Source organism: Arthrobacter sp. ZGTC131, from assembly GCF_002929275.1.
In the GTDB taxonomy this organism is placed as follows: domain Bacteria; phylum Actinomycetota; class Actinomycetes; order Actinomycetales; family Micrococcaceae; genus Arthrobacter.
Genome location: NZ_PJIK01000001.1, coordinates 126,308 through 141,959 on the forward strand (window position 1 = coordinate 126,308; position 15,652 = coordinate 141,959).

15 protein-coding genes are annotated in these 15,652 nt (G+C 68.1%); 4 read left to right on the forward strand and 11 right to left on the reverse strand.

Annotated features, from left to right (window positions below; all coding sequences use genetic code 11):
• Nucleotides 1-47: 47 nt before the first annotated feature.
• The 3 genes from CXQ90_RS00575 to CXQ90_RS00585 form a co-directional block, all read right to left on the reverse strand.
• Nucleotides 48-3,077, reverse strand: a complete 3,030-nt coding sequence (locus CXQ90_RS00575) for an AAA family ATPase (RefSeq protein ID WP_104136170.1) — start codon at nt 3,075-3,077, stop codon at nt 48-50.
• The gene (locus CXQ90_RS00580) at nt 3,074-4,255 is read right to left on the reverse strand and encodes an exonuclease SbcCD subunit D (RefSeq protein ID WP_104136171.1); all 1,182 of its coding nucleotides are present in this window, start codon (nt 4,253-4,255) and stop codon (nt 3,074-3,076) included. Before CXQ90_RS00580 ends, CXQ90_RS00575 begins: the two co-directional genes overlap by 4 nt.
• A 187-nt stretch (nt 4,256-4,442) precedes the next feature.
• The gene (locus CXQ90_RS00585) at nt 4,443-5,426 is read right to left on the reverse strand and encodes an MIP/aquaporin family protein (protein WP_104136172.1); all 984 of its coding nucleotides are present in this window, start codon (nt 5,424-5,426) and stop codon (nt 4,443-4,445) included.
• Nucleotides 5,427-5,632: 206 nt separating this feature from the next.
• On the opposite strand from CXQ90_RS00585, the gene CXQ90_RS00590 reads away from it, so the two are divergent.
• Nucleotides 5,633-6,763 (forward strand): ADP-ribosylglycohydrolase family protein, encoded by a 1,131-nt coding sequence (locus tag CXQ90_RS00590; RefSeq protein ID WP_104136174.1) that lies wholly within the window; start codon nt 5,633-5,635, stop codon nt 6,761-6,763.
• On the opposite strand, the gene CXQ90_RS00595 is transcribed toward CXQ90_RS00590, so the two are convergent.
• Nucleotides 6,750-7,286, reverse strand: a complete 537-nt coding sequence (locus CXQ90_RS00595) for a DUF4395 domain-containing protein (protein WP_104136175.1) — start codon at nt 7,284-7,286, stop codon at nt 6,750-6,752. The two genes, CXQ90_RS00590 and CXQ90_RS00595, sit on opposite strands and share 14 nt — an antisense overlap.
• 38 nt (nt 7,287-7,324) lie before the next feature.
• The gene (locus CXQ90_RS00600; protein ID WP_104136177.1) at nt 7,325-8,329 is read right to left on the reverse strand and encodes an exonuclease domain-containing protein; all 1,005 of its coding nucleotides are present in this window, start codon (nt 8,327-8,329) and stop codon (nt 7,325-7,327) included.
• Between the two features lie 68 nt (nt 8,330-8,397).
• Between CXQ90_RS00600 and CXQ90_RS00605 the strand changes: the two genes are divergently transcribed.
• A complete protein-coding gene (locus CXQ90_RS00605) occupies nt 8,398-9,174 on the forward strand; it encodes a DedA family protein (protein ID WP_104136179.1) in 777 nt (258 codons plus the stop codon).
• A gap of 80 nt (nt 9,175-9,254) precedes the next feature.
• Here CXQ90_RS00605 and rdgB read toward each other — a convergent pair whose 3' ends face one another.
• The 6 genes from rdgB to clpS form a co-directional block, all read right to left on the reverse strand.
• Nucleotides 9,255-9,932: an RdgB/HAM1 family non-canonical purine NTP pyrophosphatase gene (gene rdgB, locus CXQ90_RS00610; protein WP_104136842.1), complete on the reverse strand. Its 678-nt coding sequence runs from the start codon at nt 9,930-9,932 to the stop codon at nt 9,255-9,257.
• Nucleotides 9,933-9,964: 32 nt separating this feature from the next.
• Complete coding sequence (gene rph, locus CXQ90_RS00615) at nt 9,965-10,723, reverse strand: ribonuclease PH (RefSeq protein ID WP_104136180.1); 759 nt, start codon at nt 10,721-10,723, stop codon at nt 9,965-9,967.
• 68 nt (nt 10,724-10,791) lie between these two features.
• Nucleotides 10,792-11,589, reverse strand: coding sequence for an MBL fold metallo-hydrolase (locus CXQ90_RS00620; protein WP_104136182.1), 798 nt, complete (start codon nt 11,587-11,589; stop codon nt 10,792-10,794).
• On the reverse strand, nt 11,586-12,593 hold the full coding sequence (gene murI, locus CXQ90_RS00625) for a glutamate racemase (protein ID WP_104136183.1): 1,008 nt from the start codon (nt 12,591-12,593) through the stop codon (nt 11,586-11,588). The genes CXQ90_RS00620 and murI overlap by 4 nt, the downstream gene beginning before the upstream one ends.
• 118 nt (nt 12,594-12,711) lie before the next feature.
• Nucleotides 12,712-13,278, reverse strand: coding sequence for a DUF2017 domain-containing protein (locus CXQ90_RS00630; protein WP_104136185.1), 567 nt, complete (start codon nt 13,276-13,278; stop codon nt 12,712-12,714).
• Nucleotides 13,271-13,651, reverse strand: coding sequence for an ATP-dependent Clp protease adapter ClpS (gene clpS, locus CXQ90_RS00635; RefSeq protein WP_104136187.1), 381 nt, complete (start codon nt 13,649-13,651; stop codon nt 13,271-13,273). Before clpS ends, CXQ90_RS00630 begins: the two co-directional genes overlap by 8 nt.
• A gap of 37 nt (nt 13,652-13,688) precedes the next feature.
• Between clpS and CXQ90_RS00640 the strand changes: the two genes are divergently transcribed.
• Together CXQ90_RS00640 and CXQ90_RS00645 are read left to right on the forward strand one after the other, a co-directional pair.
• Nucleotides 13,689-15,017 (forward strand): nicotinate phosphoribosyltransferase, encoded by a 1,329-nt coding sequence (locus tag CXQ90_RS00640; protein ID WP_104136189.1) that lies wholly within the window; start codon nt 13,689-13,691, stop codon nt 15,015-15,017.
• Nucleotides 15,017-15,652, forward strand: coding sequence for an isochorismatase family protein (locus CXQ90_RS00645; protein ID WP_104136191.1), 636 nt, complete (start codon nt 15,017-15,019; stop codon nt 15,650-15,652). The genes CXQ90_RS00640 and CXQ90_RS00645 overlap by 1 nt, the downstream gene beginning before the upstream one ends.

The window sequence follows — 15,652 nt, forward strand, 5'->3', positions numbered from 1 at the left end:
AACTATCCGATTCTACTGGACGCCCAACGGCTCTGCCTGCACAGGCGTCAGGCTGCAGCGGCAGCGTCTGAGACGTGCAGGGTGGAGCCGTTGCGTCCCTTCACGACCTGGAGCTGGGTGCCGATCCGCTGCTTCATCTCCGCCACGTGGCTGACCAGGCCAACCACCCGGCCGCCGTCGCGCAGGCCCTCCAGCGCGTCCATCACCTGCTCCAGCGCCTGTTCGTCGAGGCTTCCGAACCCTTCGTCCACAAACAGGGTTTCGATGTCCACGCCACCTGCCTCCTGCTGTACGACGTCCGCGAGGCCCAGGGCGAGCGACAGTGACGCCATGAAGGACTCCCCGCCGGACAAGGTGGACGTATCGCGCCGCTGGCCGGTCCATTCGTCCACGACTTCCAGGCCGAGCCCGGACTTTGCGTTCCTCGCGGCCCTGGCATCCGTGTGCTGCAGCGTGTACCGCCCGTCGCTCATGGCGACGAGCCTTTCGGACGCGGCCATGGCAACCTGTTCGAGCCGAGCCGCCAGCACGTAACTGTTGAGGCTCATGCGGTAGCTGTTGTCGCCAGTGCCCCGGGAGGAGTCCGCCAGTGCCGTCAGCAGTTCGGCGCGTTCCCGCGGCACCCGGCCGGCCTCTGCCAGTTCCGCATATTCGCGCCGCAACCGGCCGAGGGTCGCGCAGGCCTGCTGGGCCAGGCCGGCGGCCACTGCCACGTCCTTCGCCGTCCGCTCGGCCTGGTCAACCTCGGCCCGCAGCTGCTCCAGCTCGGCGGCCTCCAGTGCGCTGCCGGCTTCGCGTTCCTGGCCGGCCAGCACGAGTTCTTCGCTGGCGAACAGCTCGTCCAGCCGGGCCAGTTCGTCGTGTCCGGCACGGACCGCCGCATCCAGCCGCGCCGACTCCGACGGCGTCAGCAGCGCCGCTTGCGCATCAGCGGCCGAATCGAAGCCCGCTTCCGGCAGCGCGCGGTCCAGCTGGGCCTGTGCGTCGGCCAGCCGCGCCGTCGCCTGGTCCAGTTGGGCACGGGCCGAAGCCGCCCGTTCCAGGATGTCGATCGCTTCCCCGATGCCGCCGCAGCGGAGGCTGAGGCTGCCGTAGCCGGAGCGCAGCGCGGTCAGGGCCGACTCGAGCAGGGCCGCCTGCTGTTCGATTTCCGCCATGGTGGATTCTGCCTGGGCCAAGCCCGACATGGCCTCCACGCGCGACTGCTCCGTGGAGTCAACGCGGTCCGCAAGCTGCGCCTGCCGCTCCCGGCTCTCCGCCAGTTCCACCTCGGCGGCCGCGGCCTCGGCCGCCGCTTCCCTCGCATAGAGTGCCGCCTCGTGTGCTTCGGCGGGATCAGTGTCGCCACCTTGCCCGGCCAGCACGGCGACCAACTGGCGGGCGGCGGAGAGTTCCGCATCCAGCGCGGCGAGCGCCTTCTCCGCCCGCTCATAGTTGGCCTTTGCCTGCTCCTCTTTGTCGGCAAGTTCCAAAGCGGATTCAGCTGTTGGAACCGGCGCCGGATGTTCCGCGCTGCCGCAGACCGGGCACGGCTCGCCGTGTTCCAGGCGAGCCGCGAGCTCGGCTGCCGCGTTGGCCAGGCGCTCCTCCCGGACGTCAAGCCACAGTGTGCGCAGCTCCTGGTGTTTTTCCCTGCCGCTGAGATGGCGCTCCGTTACTGCTGCAAGTTCCACGGCTGCTGCTCCATAGCGCCGGACAACGTCCACAAGTTCGTCGGCCGCCGCGGCTTCCTTGGTGCGGAGCACGGATTCGCCTGCCAACAACTCCAGCGTCTGGAGGCCTGACTGCAGGTCCGCCATCTCTGAGCGCAGCGAAACAAGGGTGGTTTCGTAGGACTGGATGGCGTCCGAATGTCTCCGGCGCTCACCTGTGAGCCCGGCGGACCGGGACCGCAGGCCAGCCAGGCTGACCTCGTCCGCCACGCGTTCGTTCACCACCGCAAGCAGCGACCGCAGCCGCCCCAGCTCCGCGCCGGCGTCGACGGCGGAAGGGTCGGCGGCAGCCAGTTCGGGATGCTCCCTGGCAGCCTGCTCCACCTCTGCCGCGGCGCGCTCCATGGCCCCGGCCGCTCGTGACAGGAGCGCATCGGCCGTCACCACAGCCTGGAGCTGTCCGCCGAGGATCTCGGCCTTGCGGTGCAGCGACAGCCTGCCCGCGGTGGCGTTAAGTGCGGTAGCAGCCGCCTCAGCGTCCGCTTTACGGCGCAGCGCGGCGGCAAGCTTCAGCCGCCTGCCTTCGCGGGCCAGTTCCTGATCACGCCGGGCTGCGCATTCCCGGTGCAGTGCCTCACACGCCTCAGCTTTGGCGGCCAGCGCGGAGGCCCCGGCCGATGCCGCGGATTCGAGCCAGCCGAGCCGATCGCCGGCGTGGTTGGAGTCCGGGGCGCCGGTGAGATCCAGGTCCAGTGCGGCGGCCTCGGCGTCGGCCCTCGCTACGATCAGCGCCAGCTTGCCGTTGTGGCCCGCAACTTCCTTGGCGGCTTCGGCGGCTTTAAGGGCCAGTTCGCGCTCCACCGCTTCAAAGCGCTCGGTCCCGAAAAGTTTCTGCAGGAGTTCCAGGCGGTCGGAGGCCTTCGACCGGAGAAATGCCGCGAAGTCCCCCTGCGGGAGCATGACCACCCTGGTGAACTGTTCCCGGTCCATGCCGAGGATCGCGGCGATCTCGGCCCCGGCTTCGTCATTCCTGCCGGACTTTTCGATCCATTCACCGCCCACGCGCTCGCGCAGCAGCGTTTTTGCCTGCTGCGTGGTGAACCCGTTCCGGCTGCGCGCGCTGGGCTTTTCCCAGGCCGGGGAGCGGGAGACCTCAAACCGCCTGCCGCGGGCGGAAAACTCACAGCTCACCCGGGGTTCGGTGGCGGACTCGGCGTGATCGCTGCGCAGCCTCTTGCCGTGCTGCCGCGCGCCGGGCACGGAACCGTATAGGGCGTAGCAGATGGCGTCCAGCACGCTGGTCTTGCCGGCGCCGGTGGCTCCGTTGAGCAGGAACAGCCCGTGCCCGCTGAGACGGTCGAAATCGATTTCCTCGGTACCGGCGAACGGACCGAAAGCACAGATCTCCAAACGGTGGATTCTCATAGTGATACTCCCTGCAGGCGCACGGTTTCCAGGGCTTCGGTCAGGGCCGCCCGCTCCGCCTCGTCGGGCTCGCGGCCGCGGACATGCTCCAGGAAGCCGCAGCAGACCGAGAGATCGTCGGTCGCCGCGGCCAGCCGGCTGCTGTAGCTGGTCTTCGCAGAAGCGGAAGCGCCCTCGGGATCGAACCCGAGCACGAGCGTGTCCGGAAACCGCGCCCTCAGCCGTTCCATGGCCTGGGCCGGCCGCTGGGCGTCCGTAATGGTCACCTGGCAGTATGCGCCTTCCGCCCACGCGTGGTCAGCCGACTCGAGCAGCTCCGTGATGGTTCCTCGGAGGACAGCGAGTTTCCGCGGTGCCTCCCACAGGACCTCCTGCACGGAGCTCACTCCGGCCTCATCGACGTCAACGAGCCAGGCGCCTTTTTGGTGCTTGGCTTCAGAAAACGAATAGGCCAGCGGCGAGCCTGAATATCTCACGTCCGGGGCGAGTGCCTGCCGCCCGTGGAGGTGGCCCAGCGCGGTGTAACTGAACCCCGCAAAGAGATCCAGAGGAACGGCGCCGACTCCTCCGATGCTGAGGTCACGTTCGCTGTCCGAGCTGATTCCGCCGCTCGCGAAGGTGTGTGCCAGAACCACCGAATGGACGGTCCGGGATTCGTTGCGTGCGGCCAGGTCCGCACGGATGCGCTCCGTGGCAGCACGCGTGACCTCGAAATGGCTGGGCGTGGCGACGCCGAGTTGCTCGGCCACGAGGCGCGGTTCGAGCCAGGGAATGCCGTAAATGGCCACGGCCGGGCCCTGGTCACGTCCGGGCCCGCTCTCCAGCGGCAACACCAGCGGCACGTCCAGTTCCTGGAGCCTGGTCCGCAGATGGACGCCCCCGCGTTCCAGCAGCCTCGAGGCAAATCCGAGCCGGATGGCGGAGTCATGGTTGCCGCTGGTCAGTACGACGCGGGCCCCAACGCCGGTCAGCCGGACGAGGGCGTCGTCCAGCAGCCTGACGACGTCGACGCCGGGAAGGGCGCGGTCATAGACATCGCCGGCAATGAGGACTACATCGACGGACAGTTCCTGGACCCGGGCGACCAGCTGATCGACAAAAGAGCGCTGGGCATCGAGCATGCCAACGCCGTGGAAGGACCGGCCCAGGTGCCAGTCGGAGGTGTGCAATAACCGCATATTCTTACGCTAACCGTAGGCACTGACAGTATTGCCGACCCCGCCCGGCGCGTCCGGAGACACGCTGGGGCGGGTGTCGGTGCCGGCCGTCATGCGGGTGGTTGCGCCGCCTGCTTTGTGACCGGGCTGACGCCCGGTACTGCCTGTTGCCCGCTGCCGACTGCTGTGCGAGCTCCTCGGTGTGGGCCTACTTGGTGCGCGGGCCGTCGAAGAAGTCGCGGGCTTCCGCGTCGGCGGCGGGCGCACCGTCGGTGTCCGCGCTGCGGTCGTTCAAACCGCCGTCGTTCACCGCGCCGTCGTTCACCGCGCCGTCGTCGTCCGACCCGCCGTGCCGGTCGTCATCGGACTCAAGAGCATCTGCACGGTCCCGGTCTTCGCCGGCCGGACGCGGAGCGGCACCCGCAGCGGCGCTGCTGTCGGAGAAACCCCGGAAAGCAAGGCCCGCGATGGCCGCACCCACCAGCGGGGCCACCCAGAAGAGCCAGAGCTGCTCGAGCGACCAGCCGTTGCTGAACAGCGCCGACGCCGTGGCCCGGGCGGGGTTAAACGGCGCGTTTCCGATGGCCTGTCCGAACTGCAGCAACACGGCAAAGGCCAGGCCGACGGCGAACGGGGCCGCTGCCGCATGGACGTTGCGGCGTGAGGTGGTGCCCAGGAACACGGCGACCAGGAGGGCTGCGCCGAGGACTTCGGCCAGCAGGACGCCCGCCATCGGCGTCTGAATGACCGAGTGTTCGCCGAATCCGGCAGTCACGGTATCGAAGGCCGCGCGGGTGTCCGGAATGTTGGGCACGGTGCGGAGGATGCCGAACAGCGTCAGCGCACCGGCGGCGGCGCCCACGATCTGCGCGCCGATGTAGGCGCCGGCATGGGCGATCCGGATTTTTCCTGCCACGAGATGGCCCAGGGTGATGGCCGGGTTGAAGTGCCCGCCGGAGATGTAGGCGAACGCGAGCATGGCAGCCGTCACGGCCAGGCCACCGGCAAGGGCGGCCGGCAGCGGGTTGGACTGCGGAAGGGTGAAGAGCGGCACGCCCAGCCCTGCGATCACCAGGAACAAGGTTCCGAACGCTTCGGCCCCCAGCCTGGCAACCAGTCCGGGCCGGAATCCGTCGTCACCGGAGGGGTGCTCGGCGTCGGCGGTCGGGGGTACGGGCACAGGGGTGGTCATGTTCAGGAAATCCTTTGTTTCGGTGAGCCGGTGACACCGGCACCTGCGGGGGTCAGCCTCTGCATTCTGGCAGCAGATTCTGGACGGTTGCTGAATTCGAGCTTAGTCTCCCGCCGGCCGTGCAGATGCCCGCCGCCGGAGCGTGCCGTTCCCCTGGGAACGAGCCGCTGCGCTGCCCGGCCCTGCCGGCGGGTAAATTTGGTGGCATGAGCAACGTTCCCGGCCCCCCCGCGCCGCCGTCCCCGGAGTCCCGCATCCATGGCTGCCTGCTGGGAGGCGCCCTGGGCGACTCCCTCGGCTACGCCATCGAGTTCGATTCGATCACCGCCATCCGCGGCCGCTTCGGCGAGGCCGGGCTCCGGGACTTTGAAGCGCTCGACGGCGGAAGCCACTTCTCCGACGACACGCAGATGACGCTCTACACAGTGGACGGGCTCGTCGAAGCGCTGGAGTGGGCGAACTCGGGCGTGGGCGCGGACGCAAACGCCTGCCTGTGGCTGGCGTACCTGCGCTGGCTCGACACCCAGGGCGTGCCTGCCCCGGAGCAGGCTCCCAGGCCGCAACCGCGCTGGATCGACGAGCAGCCGGTGCTCCGTCACCGCCGGGCGCCCGGCAACGCGTGCCTGAGCGGGCTCGCAACCGGCGAGATGGGCACGGTGTACCGCCCTGTCAATCCGGAATCGAAGGGCTGCGGAACCGTGATGCGCTCGGCTCCGTTCGGGCTCATTCCGCACATCCCGGCCGAGTCGGTGTACAAGTTGAGCGCGGACGCGGCGTCGCTCACGCACGGTCATCCGTCCGCACGGCAGAGCGCGGGCGTCTTCAGCCTGCTGATCCATTCGCTGATCCAGGGCCACAGCCTGGCGGAGGCCGCACAGGCCGCCGTCCAGCACGTTGAGTCCGACGCCGAAGCGGCGCCGGAACTCCGCGAGCGCCTGGCCGCCGCCGTCCGCCTCGCAGGCCACGGCGGCGCCGACGCCGCGACGAGGCCGGTACTCAGCCCGGAGGACCTCGTCAGCGAGCTGGGAGAGGGCTGGGTGGCGGAAGAAGCCCTCGCCGTCGGGCTTTACGCTGTCCTCGCGACGGCGCCAGGCGCCTCCCCGGCCGGGACTTCCGCCCCGCAACAGGCGGCAGATCCCGAGGAGCACTTCAAGGCCGCGATCGCCCTGGCAATCAACCACAGCGGGGACAGCGATTCCACCGGGTCCATCGCTGGCAACATTCTGGGCGCGTACTACGGCGAGGAGTGCCTGCCGGCTGACTGGCTCGGAGCGTTGGAAGCGCCCGACGTGATCCGCGGCATGGCCAGTCAGCTGGTGTCCGTTACAACTGCCTGAGGGACACGTTGTTGCAGGCTTCGCACACGTCGTCCGGGATCATCCCCCGGCGCTGCAGGAAGCCGAAAATCACGCAGCCGAGACAGAATCCCGCGAACGCCTCCAGGGACGCGGCGACAATGAGCACGGCCAGCAGAGCCCACGCCGCCGGGGCGAGGCCCGCCGCGAACAGCACAGCTGCCCCGGTGGACACCGCGGCGCCGATCCCCTGGGCAAACCGCTTGGGCGGACCGGGAACCAGCTTGGCGCGTCCCAGCCGCGGGGCGAGAACCTTGACCGACAGGAGCGCCAGCGGCGATATCCTGGGGCCGAACAGCACCCGGAGCCAGAACCCGGCGGCGATGATTGCCAGGCCCCAGCCGAAGCCGGTCAGCAGTGTGGCCACAGCGAGCACCACCACCAGCCCTGCCGTGATCCTGGCCGCGTATTCATTCACTGGATTGGGGAAGGCAAACAGGGCCCGCCAGTTGACCCCCGTCGGCGCGGCGGTTCCGGACGTACGCGGGGTGCTCTGTCTGCTCATGGTGCAAGGCTAGGAGCGCAGGGAGGCGCGGGAAAGCTTTATTGCGCCATGTGAACGGGAACCCCGCCCACCATCTGCAGGAACTCGCCCTCGGAGATGACCTCGATCGGCTGCCCGCGGTCATGCAGCTCCAGCACGCGCCTGGCCTTACCCGTCAGCCGCCCGGACCGCAGATCGTTCGCGACGAAGCCGTCACCCACCACCAGGACGCTGGTCCGGGCGGTGACCCGGCTTTCCGGACGCGCCCCCATCTCCGCGGAACGCACCTTGGCTTCCGGCCGCGGCATGGCCAGCTGGCCGGTGAACACGACCGTCTGGCCAAAGAGCGGGTTGCCGGGCTCGGCCTCCGGATTCGGCTGCGGGTTGTCCCCTTCCTCCGGCCAGCCGCTGAGGAAGGGGCGCGTGGCCGACGTGCCGCCCAGGGCTGCCAGTGCCGAGAGCGTCGGCTTTGAGAGGTTGTCACGCTCCGGGTGAAAGGCGGGCTGCTGCGGTAGCGCAAGGCCGAGGGAGAAGTACAGTTCCGCGATGCTGTTGGCCTGGTTCCTCGCCGCGATGTCGATCAGGATCCCTGCGCAGGCCCGGGCGTCCTCGGCGGCGTCGTGATGGTTGACCAGCGGCACGCCTGCCTCTTCGGCGGCGAAGGGCAGGGAATTCGAAACCAGCGAATAGCAGCGCCGGGACAGCATCACCGTGCAGACATAGTCGTAGGCGGGCCCGGGCAGGCCAGAGACCTCCAGGCCGGAGCGGATGACGCCAAGATCGAAGGCGGCATTGTGGGCGGCCAGGATGTCACCGCCGATGAACGCTCCGATCTCCGGGAACAGTTCCCCGAAGCGGGGCCGGCCCGCCACATCCGCCGGACGGATCCCGTGGACCCGGACGTTGTGGTAGTCGAAGGCATCGTGGTTCTTCGGCGGCCGCATCAGCCAGGAAGCCTCCTCGACGATGACACCGCCGCGGACCTTGGTGAGGCCAACAGCGCACGGCGAACCGCGGAAGCCGTTGGCGGTCTCGAAGTCGATCGCCGTAAAGTCCAAACTCACGGGGACAACTGTAGCGCCGCGGAACGCCGAGGACGGTCAAGTACCCTTGAAACGTGAACTTTAATGCAATGAGCGACTTTGCCGTGCCCGCACTGGGAGGAGCCGGACCGGTCCAGCCGCATCTGGCGTCCTTCCTGCCCGACTGGCTTAACCCCCAGGTCTTCCTCGCCGACCCCGCCCTGGCGCCCTGGGTGGTGCTGCTGGTGTGCGGGATCATTTTCGCCGAAACCGGCCTGCTGGTCGGCTTCTTCCTCCCCGGCGATTCCCTGCTGTTCACGGCAGGCCTGCTCGTGGCCACGGACACCATCAAGTTCAACATCTGGCTATTCGCGGCGCTCATCATCGTGTCCGCCATCATCGGCAACCAGACCGGATACCTCATCGGGTCCAAGGCAGGCCCGGCGATCTTCAACAAGCCGGACTCCAGGCTGTTCAAGCACGAGAACGTGGAAAGCGCCCACAACTTCTTCGAGAAGCACGGCGGCAAGGCGCTGATTCTGGCCCGCTTCGTTCCCATCATCAGGACGTTCGTTCCGGTCATTGTGGGCGTGGCCCAGATGGACAGGCGGAAGTTTTTCCTCTTCAACGTGATCGGCGCACTCCTGTGGGGCGGCGGCGTGACACTCCTCGGCTACCTGCTCGGTGACAGGATTCCGTGGGTCCGGGAGAACCTGGACATCATCTTCATCGTGATTGTCCTGCTGTCGGTCATTCCGATCGGCGTCGAGGTCCTGCGCGGCATCTCCGCCAAGCGCCAGGCGGCCGTCTTCGGCACCGATCCGGTGGAGGAGTTCATTGAGGAGCACGAGCCCGAGGCCGAGCGCAAGACCAACCTGGACAACTGATCACCGGTCCCCCGACCAGGACAAAGGCACCCCCACGGCCGTGGGGGTGCCTTTGTTGCACTTGCTGCCGGCTGCTTCCGTCAGTGCCTGCGGAGGGCTTCCACGATGGCCGGCAGCAAGGCGCGGAAGGCCTGGCCGCGGTGGCTGATGGCATTCTTCTCATCCGGGCTCAGCTCGGCGCAACTCCGGTCCAGGCCGAGGGGCTGGAGCACGGGGTCATAGCCGAAGCCGCCTTCCCCGCGCGGCTCCCGCAGCAGCGTTCCGGCGAGCTGGCCGTATTCCACCACCTCGCGCACCCCGTCCTCAGAGGCGGACGCCGGAACCGCCAGCGCCGCTGCGCACACGAAGGCGGCGCCGCGGTGCGGATCGGGTACGTCGGCGAGCTGCGCCAGCAGCAGCCGGAGGTTGGCGGCATCGTCCCCGTGCCGCCCAGACCAGCGGGCAGAAAAGATGCCCGGCGCGCCGCCGAGCACGTCAACGGAAAGCCCGGAGTCGTCGGCTATCGCCACCAGACCGGTCGCCTCGGCCACGGCCCGCGCCTTCAGCAGCGAGTTCTCAGCAAAGGTCACCCCTGTCTCGGCGACGTCGGGACCTCCGACGGCGGACGCGTCCACCACCTGCGTGTCGACGTCGAGCCCGGGAACCTGCCCGCGCAGCAGCTCACGCAGTTCCCGCAGCTTCCCCTTGTTGTGCGTCGCGAGCACCAGCCGCGGAGCCGGCGCGTCGGCGCCTCCGGTAAGGGAGTTGGTCTCACTCACGGCGCTGCTCCCGTTCCCGGAGCCGGTCCCGCTCACGGCGCTTCGGCCAGCGTCTCGCGCTGGATCGCGGCGAGCTGCTCCGTCCCGAGCAGCGCCAGGTCCAGCAGCTTGTTGAGCTCGTCGCGGTCAAAGGGAGCGCCCTCCGCGGTTCCCTGCACCTCCACGAACTTGCCTGATCCGGTCACCACGACGTTCATGTCCGTCTCGGCGCGGACGTCCTCGATGTAGGGAAGGTCCAGCATGGGGATGCCGTCGATGATGCCCACGGACACGGCGGCGATGGTATCGACCAGCGGCTGGGCGTTCCGGGCGATCATCTTGTTTTCCCTGGCGAAGCGGATGGCTTCGGCGAGCGCCACATAGGCGCCGGTGATCGCCGCAGTCCGGGTGCCGCCGTCGGCCTGCAGGACATCGCAGTCCAGCACGATGGTGTATTCCCCGAGCGCCTTCGTGTCGATGATGGAGCGCAGCGAGCGGCCGATCAGCCGGGAGATCTCGTGGGTGCGGCCGCCGATCTTGCCCTTGACCGACTCGCGGTCGGAGCGCGTGTTGGTGGCCCGCGGCAGCATGGCGTACTCGGCGGTGACCCAGCCGCGGCCTTCGCCCTTGAGCCAGCGGGGCACGCCCTCGGTGAGGGAAGCCGTGCACAGCACCCGGGTGTTGCCGAACTCGATCAGGGCGGACCCTTCCGCCTGCTTGGACCAGCCGCGGGTGATGCTGATGGGGCGGAGCTGGTCCGGGGTGCGGCCGTCGGCACGGATGACGGGAGTTGTGGTTGCTTCGGAAGTCATGCCTTTAGCTTAGCGATTTATCGGCTGCAGGCTTCCGTCGGCGGACAGCCCCCGGCAGAAGCCGGCCCTCACACGGTGTAGTGCACGCCGGCCACGGCGACGGCGACATCACCGGCGAAGACCGGGCGCGCCTCGGCCATGACGGTTGTCGGGGACGTCCATACCGGAATGTGGGTGAGGAGGAGGCGGCGGGCGCCGGCCACCGTGGCGGCTTCCCCTGCCCGCTTGCCGGTCAGGTGGACGTCCTTGATGCCGTCGTCACGGCCTTCCTCGAAGGCCGCCTCGCACAGGAAGAGGTCGGCGTCCTTGGCCGCCTCCTCGAGTCCCCGGCACGAATCGGTGTCACCGGAGTAGGTCAGGACGCGTGTCACGGCTGCTCCGGACGCGTCGGGCTCGGTCACTTCCACGCGCAGCGCATAGGCCTCTTCCACGGGGTGGTTCACCGCGAACGGCGTCACGGTGAAAGGTCCCACGGAGACGGACTGGCGCTCGGCCCAGTTGGTGAAGTCGAATTCCTCGTGCATCCCGGGGTCCAGCTCGAGGCCGTACGCGGTGGCCATCCTGTCGGCCGTGGCCGCTGGACCCCACACCGGGATCCGTCCGCGGTCCCACCCGCCCGGCTTCCAGCGCACCGCCACGTGCAGTCCGCACAGGTCCATGCAGTGGTCCGGATGCAGATGCGTGAGGAAAATGGCGTCGATGTCCTCGAGGTCCGTGTAGCGCTGGATGGCGCCCAGGGCACCGCTGCCCAGGTCCATGACCACCTTCCAGGTGCGTTCGCCGTCGTTCGCCGTCAGCAGGTAGCAGGACGCCGGGGAACCGGGACCGGGGAAGGACCCGGTGCAGCCGACGATTGTGAGCTTCACAGGGCGGAACCCCCGGGAGCGTGGCCGCTCGCCATGGCCTCGCCCACAAAGTTCGAGATGCGGGGCCGAGCGGCGGTGCCCTGCGCGGCGGCAATCATTTCCGGCGTGATGCGGGCGAGACTGCCGGTCGGGTACTGAGCCGCGACGTGGTCGACGTGTCGGACGCTGAGAACCTCGGGTCCGAGGAACCTGCGGGCCAGGGCTTCGAACTGGCCGGCGTCGCCGGTCGCAATGAAGTTGTGTTCCGGCGGCGCGGCGGCGGTCCGCTCCAGGCCCCGGCTGGCCAGCGCGCGGTACACGTCCTTGGCGGTTTCCTCGGCGCTGGACACCAGGGTGACATTTTCGCCCATGACATAGGAGATCACGCCCGTCAGGAGCGGGTAGTGCGTGCAGCCCAGAACCACGGTGTCCACGCCCGCGGCCTTGAGCGGTTCAAGGTACTCCCCCGCAACCGCGAGCAGCTCCGGGCCCGTGGTGATGCCCGCTTCCACGTAGCTGACGAAGGCGGGGCAGGCCGCTGAGGTGATTTCCAGGTCCGGGGCCGCCGCGAAGGTGTCTTCGTACGCCCGCGAACCGACAGTGGCGGACGTGCCGATCACGCCCACGCGGCCGGTGCGGGTCGCGGCCACCGCACGGCGGACGGCGGGCTGGATCACTTCGATCACCGGAATCCCGTAACGGGCGGTGTAGCGTTCGCGGGCATCGCGGAGCACCGCCGCCGACGCCGAGTTGCAGGCGATCGTGAGGAGCTTGACGCCGGAATCCACGAGTTCGTCCATGACGCCAAGGGCGTTGGCACGCACCTCTGCGATGGGGAGTGGGCCGTACGGCCCGTGCGCGGTGTCGCCCACGTAGAGAATGGACTCGTTGGGCAACTGATCGATGATGGACCGTGCCACCGTGAGCCCGCCCACGCCGGAGTCAAAGACCCCGATCGGCCGAGATCCCAGGTTGATGCCAACGGCCGTTGCGGACTCCGCTGCAGCGTCTGCTGCCGGATCCATGCTCGATGCTGAAGTCATGATTATTCGAGGATAGGTCTTCCGTGTGGGTGCGGCCATCACATTGTGGCGTCCGCCTCATGTCTAATTTGTCACATCACCGGCTCTGCGGACTCACGGATCAGGGCCGCGGCTCCATCGACTGCAGCATGGCCTGGACCAGGGATTCCTGCAGCCAGGTGGTGAAGTTGTAGACGAGGGCGAGGTAGCTTTCCACGTCCTCCGCCTGCGACCAGTCCTGCATTTGGTGGACGTGGTCGGCATCCGCCTCGTCCTGGATGTCCAGCCGTTCGGCGAGCACCAGTCGGACGTCGTTGAGCGCCATGGACCAGTGCTTGGCGTCCGCCGCAGCCAGGACCAGTTCGTCCTTGTCCAGATCTAGCGCGGCGGCGCGGAGCGCGCCGATCTTCGTCTCGCGCAGGGAGCGTTCGGTGAGCTGGCGGAACTCAAGGGACGCGGCGCCGTCGTCCTTCATGACGTTGGGAAGCAGCCGCCGGAGGGCGCGGTCCGAGGGCTCGCGGACGTCCATGTCGAGTCCGATCAGCGCGGCCAGCGGATCCTGGCTGCTGCTCTCTTCGGGCTGCAGCATCGAAACGACGTCGTCGAAGAGGCTGCGCAGCAATTCCCGCTCGGCCGGTTCCAGGAATCCGGTGATGCCCTTGAGTCCGTATTTGAAAGCCTTAGCCACGTTTTCCCTTGCCCTTGCCCGGGCCGCCGTTCTTGCCGCCTCCGCTGTTTCCGCCGGCGGCCTTCTCGACCGTTGCCCACAGGCCGTAGCCGTGCATCGCGACGGCGTGCTGTTCCACCTGTTCCTTGCTGCCGTGGGCAACAATGGACCGGCCCTTCTTGTGGACCTCCATCATGAGCTTGTTGGCTTTGGTCTCCGAATAGCCGAAATAGCTCTGGAAAACGTAGCTGACATAGCTCATGAGATTGACCGGATCATTCCAGATCACGAGGTTCCAAGGGATGTCCGGGGCGGTCAGGGCGTCGGTGGACACCGCTGTTCCGGTTTGGGTGCTCTCCTGGGTGTCAGGGCCGAGCGCAACGCTAAGGGTCATCTGTCCATTCTATGGGGATGCGCACTAGAGTGATTTTGTGAGTACCTCCGCCGGCTGGGAACAGCCACGCACGTCCCTGTTCACCGACCACTACGAGCTGACCATGCTGCAGGCAGCGCTCCATTCCGGCGCCGCGCACCGGAAGTCCGTGTTCGAGGCCTTCGCGCGCAGGCTCCCGGACGGCCGCCGTTACGGCATCGTGGGCGGCACCGGCCGGCTCCTGGACGGCATTGCGGCGTTCCGGTTCGGCGACGCCGAGCTCGAGTTCCTGGGGCGCACCGGCGTGGTCAACAAGGAGACGCTGGACTACCTGGCCGACTTCCGCTTCACCGGAGACATCTGGGGCTACGCCGAGGGAGAGGCCTACTTTCCCAACTCCCCCATCCTGATCGTCGAGTCGACATTCGCCGAGGCATGCATCCTGGAGACCTACGTGCTGTCCGTGCTCAATCACGACAGCGCCATCGCCTCCGCGGCTTCCCGGATGATCACCGCGGCCGGCAACCGGCCCTGCATCGAGATGGGCTCCCGGCGGACCCAGGAAGAATCGGCAACGGCCGCCGCCCGCGCCGCCGTCATCGCAGGGTTCGCCAGCACCTCCAACCTCGAAGCCGGCCTCCGTTACGGGATCAAGACCGTGGGCACCGCAGCCCACTCCTTCACGCTCCTCCACGACACCGAACGCGACGCCTTTGAGGCGCAGGTCGCCTCCCTGGGCGCCGCCACCTCGCTGCTCGTGGACACGTACGACGTCGAAACGGCCGTCCGTACGGCCGTGGACATCGCCGGAGACAAGTTGGGTGCCGTCCGGCTGGACTCGGGCGACCTGGTGGAGCAGGCCCAGTGGGTGCGGCGCCTGCTGGACGAACTGGGCAACGAGAACACCCGGATCATGGTGACGTCGGATCTGGACGAGTTCGCCATTGCGGCGCTGCAGTCCGCCCCCGTAGACGCGTACGGCGTGGGCACCTCCCTCGTGACGGGCTCGGGGGCCCCCACCGCGAGCATGGTCTACAAGCTGGTGAGCCGCACTGACGACACCGGGGAATTCGTGCCCGTAGCCAAGGCGGCCAAGAACAAGACCAGCAAGGGCGGGCGGAAATACGCCCTCCGCAGGCTCAACGAGCACGGCACGGCGACGCACGAAATCGTCGGGGTCGGCCACCGTCCCATGGACGACGGCGATGACCGCCCCCTGCTTCAGCAATTCATCAAGAACGGAGAGCTGCTGCCGGGCTGGACAGGCCACGAAGGCGTGCTCCGCGCCCGCCAGCGCCACGCCGATTCAATGGCCGAGTTGCCGGCGGTCGTCCACCGCCTGCAGCGCGGTGAGCCGGCCATCCCCACCATCTACGAGGAGAACTGATGTCACGTGCACTGATCATTGTCGACGTCCAGAACGACTTCTGCGAAGGCGGCGCGCTGCCGGTCGAGGGCGGTGCGGCGGTGGCGGGCGCAATCAGCGAGTTCGTCGAGGCGCACCACGGGCAGTTTGACCACATTGTGGCCACCCAGGACTGGCACATCGATCCCGGCGCACACTTCTCCGAGAGCCCGGACTTTAAGGACAGCTGGCCGCCGCACTGCATCGCAGGGTCGCAGGGCGCCGAGCTGCATCCGGACCTCGACACCGAACACATCCAGGCCTACTTCCACAAGGGCCTCCACACGGCCGCCTACTCCGGCTTTGAAGGACTGCTGGCGCCCGAGGATGCCGTCCCCACCGGGGACCGGAAGCCCGGTGCCCTGCCCGTGGCCGCAGACCCGGACTACGCTCCCGAGGAGGACTCCATCGGGCTGGACGACTGGCTCCAGAGCCACGATGTGGAGGACGTCGTGGTGGTGGGACTGGCCACGGACCACTGCGTCATGGCAACCTCCCTGGACGCGGTGCAGGCCGGCTACTCCGTCACCGTGATCAAGCGCCTAACGGCCGGAATAGCCGAAGACCTTGATGACACGTACGCCGAAATGGAACTGGGCGGCGTCGACCTCGAGTAG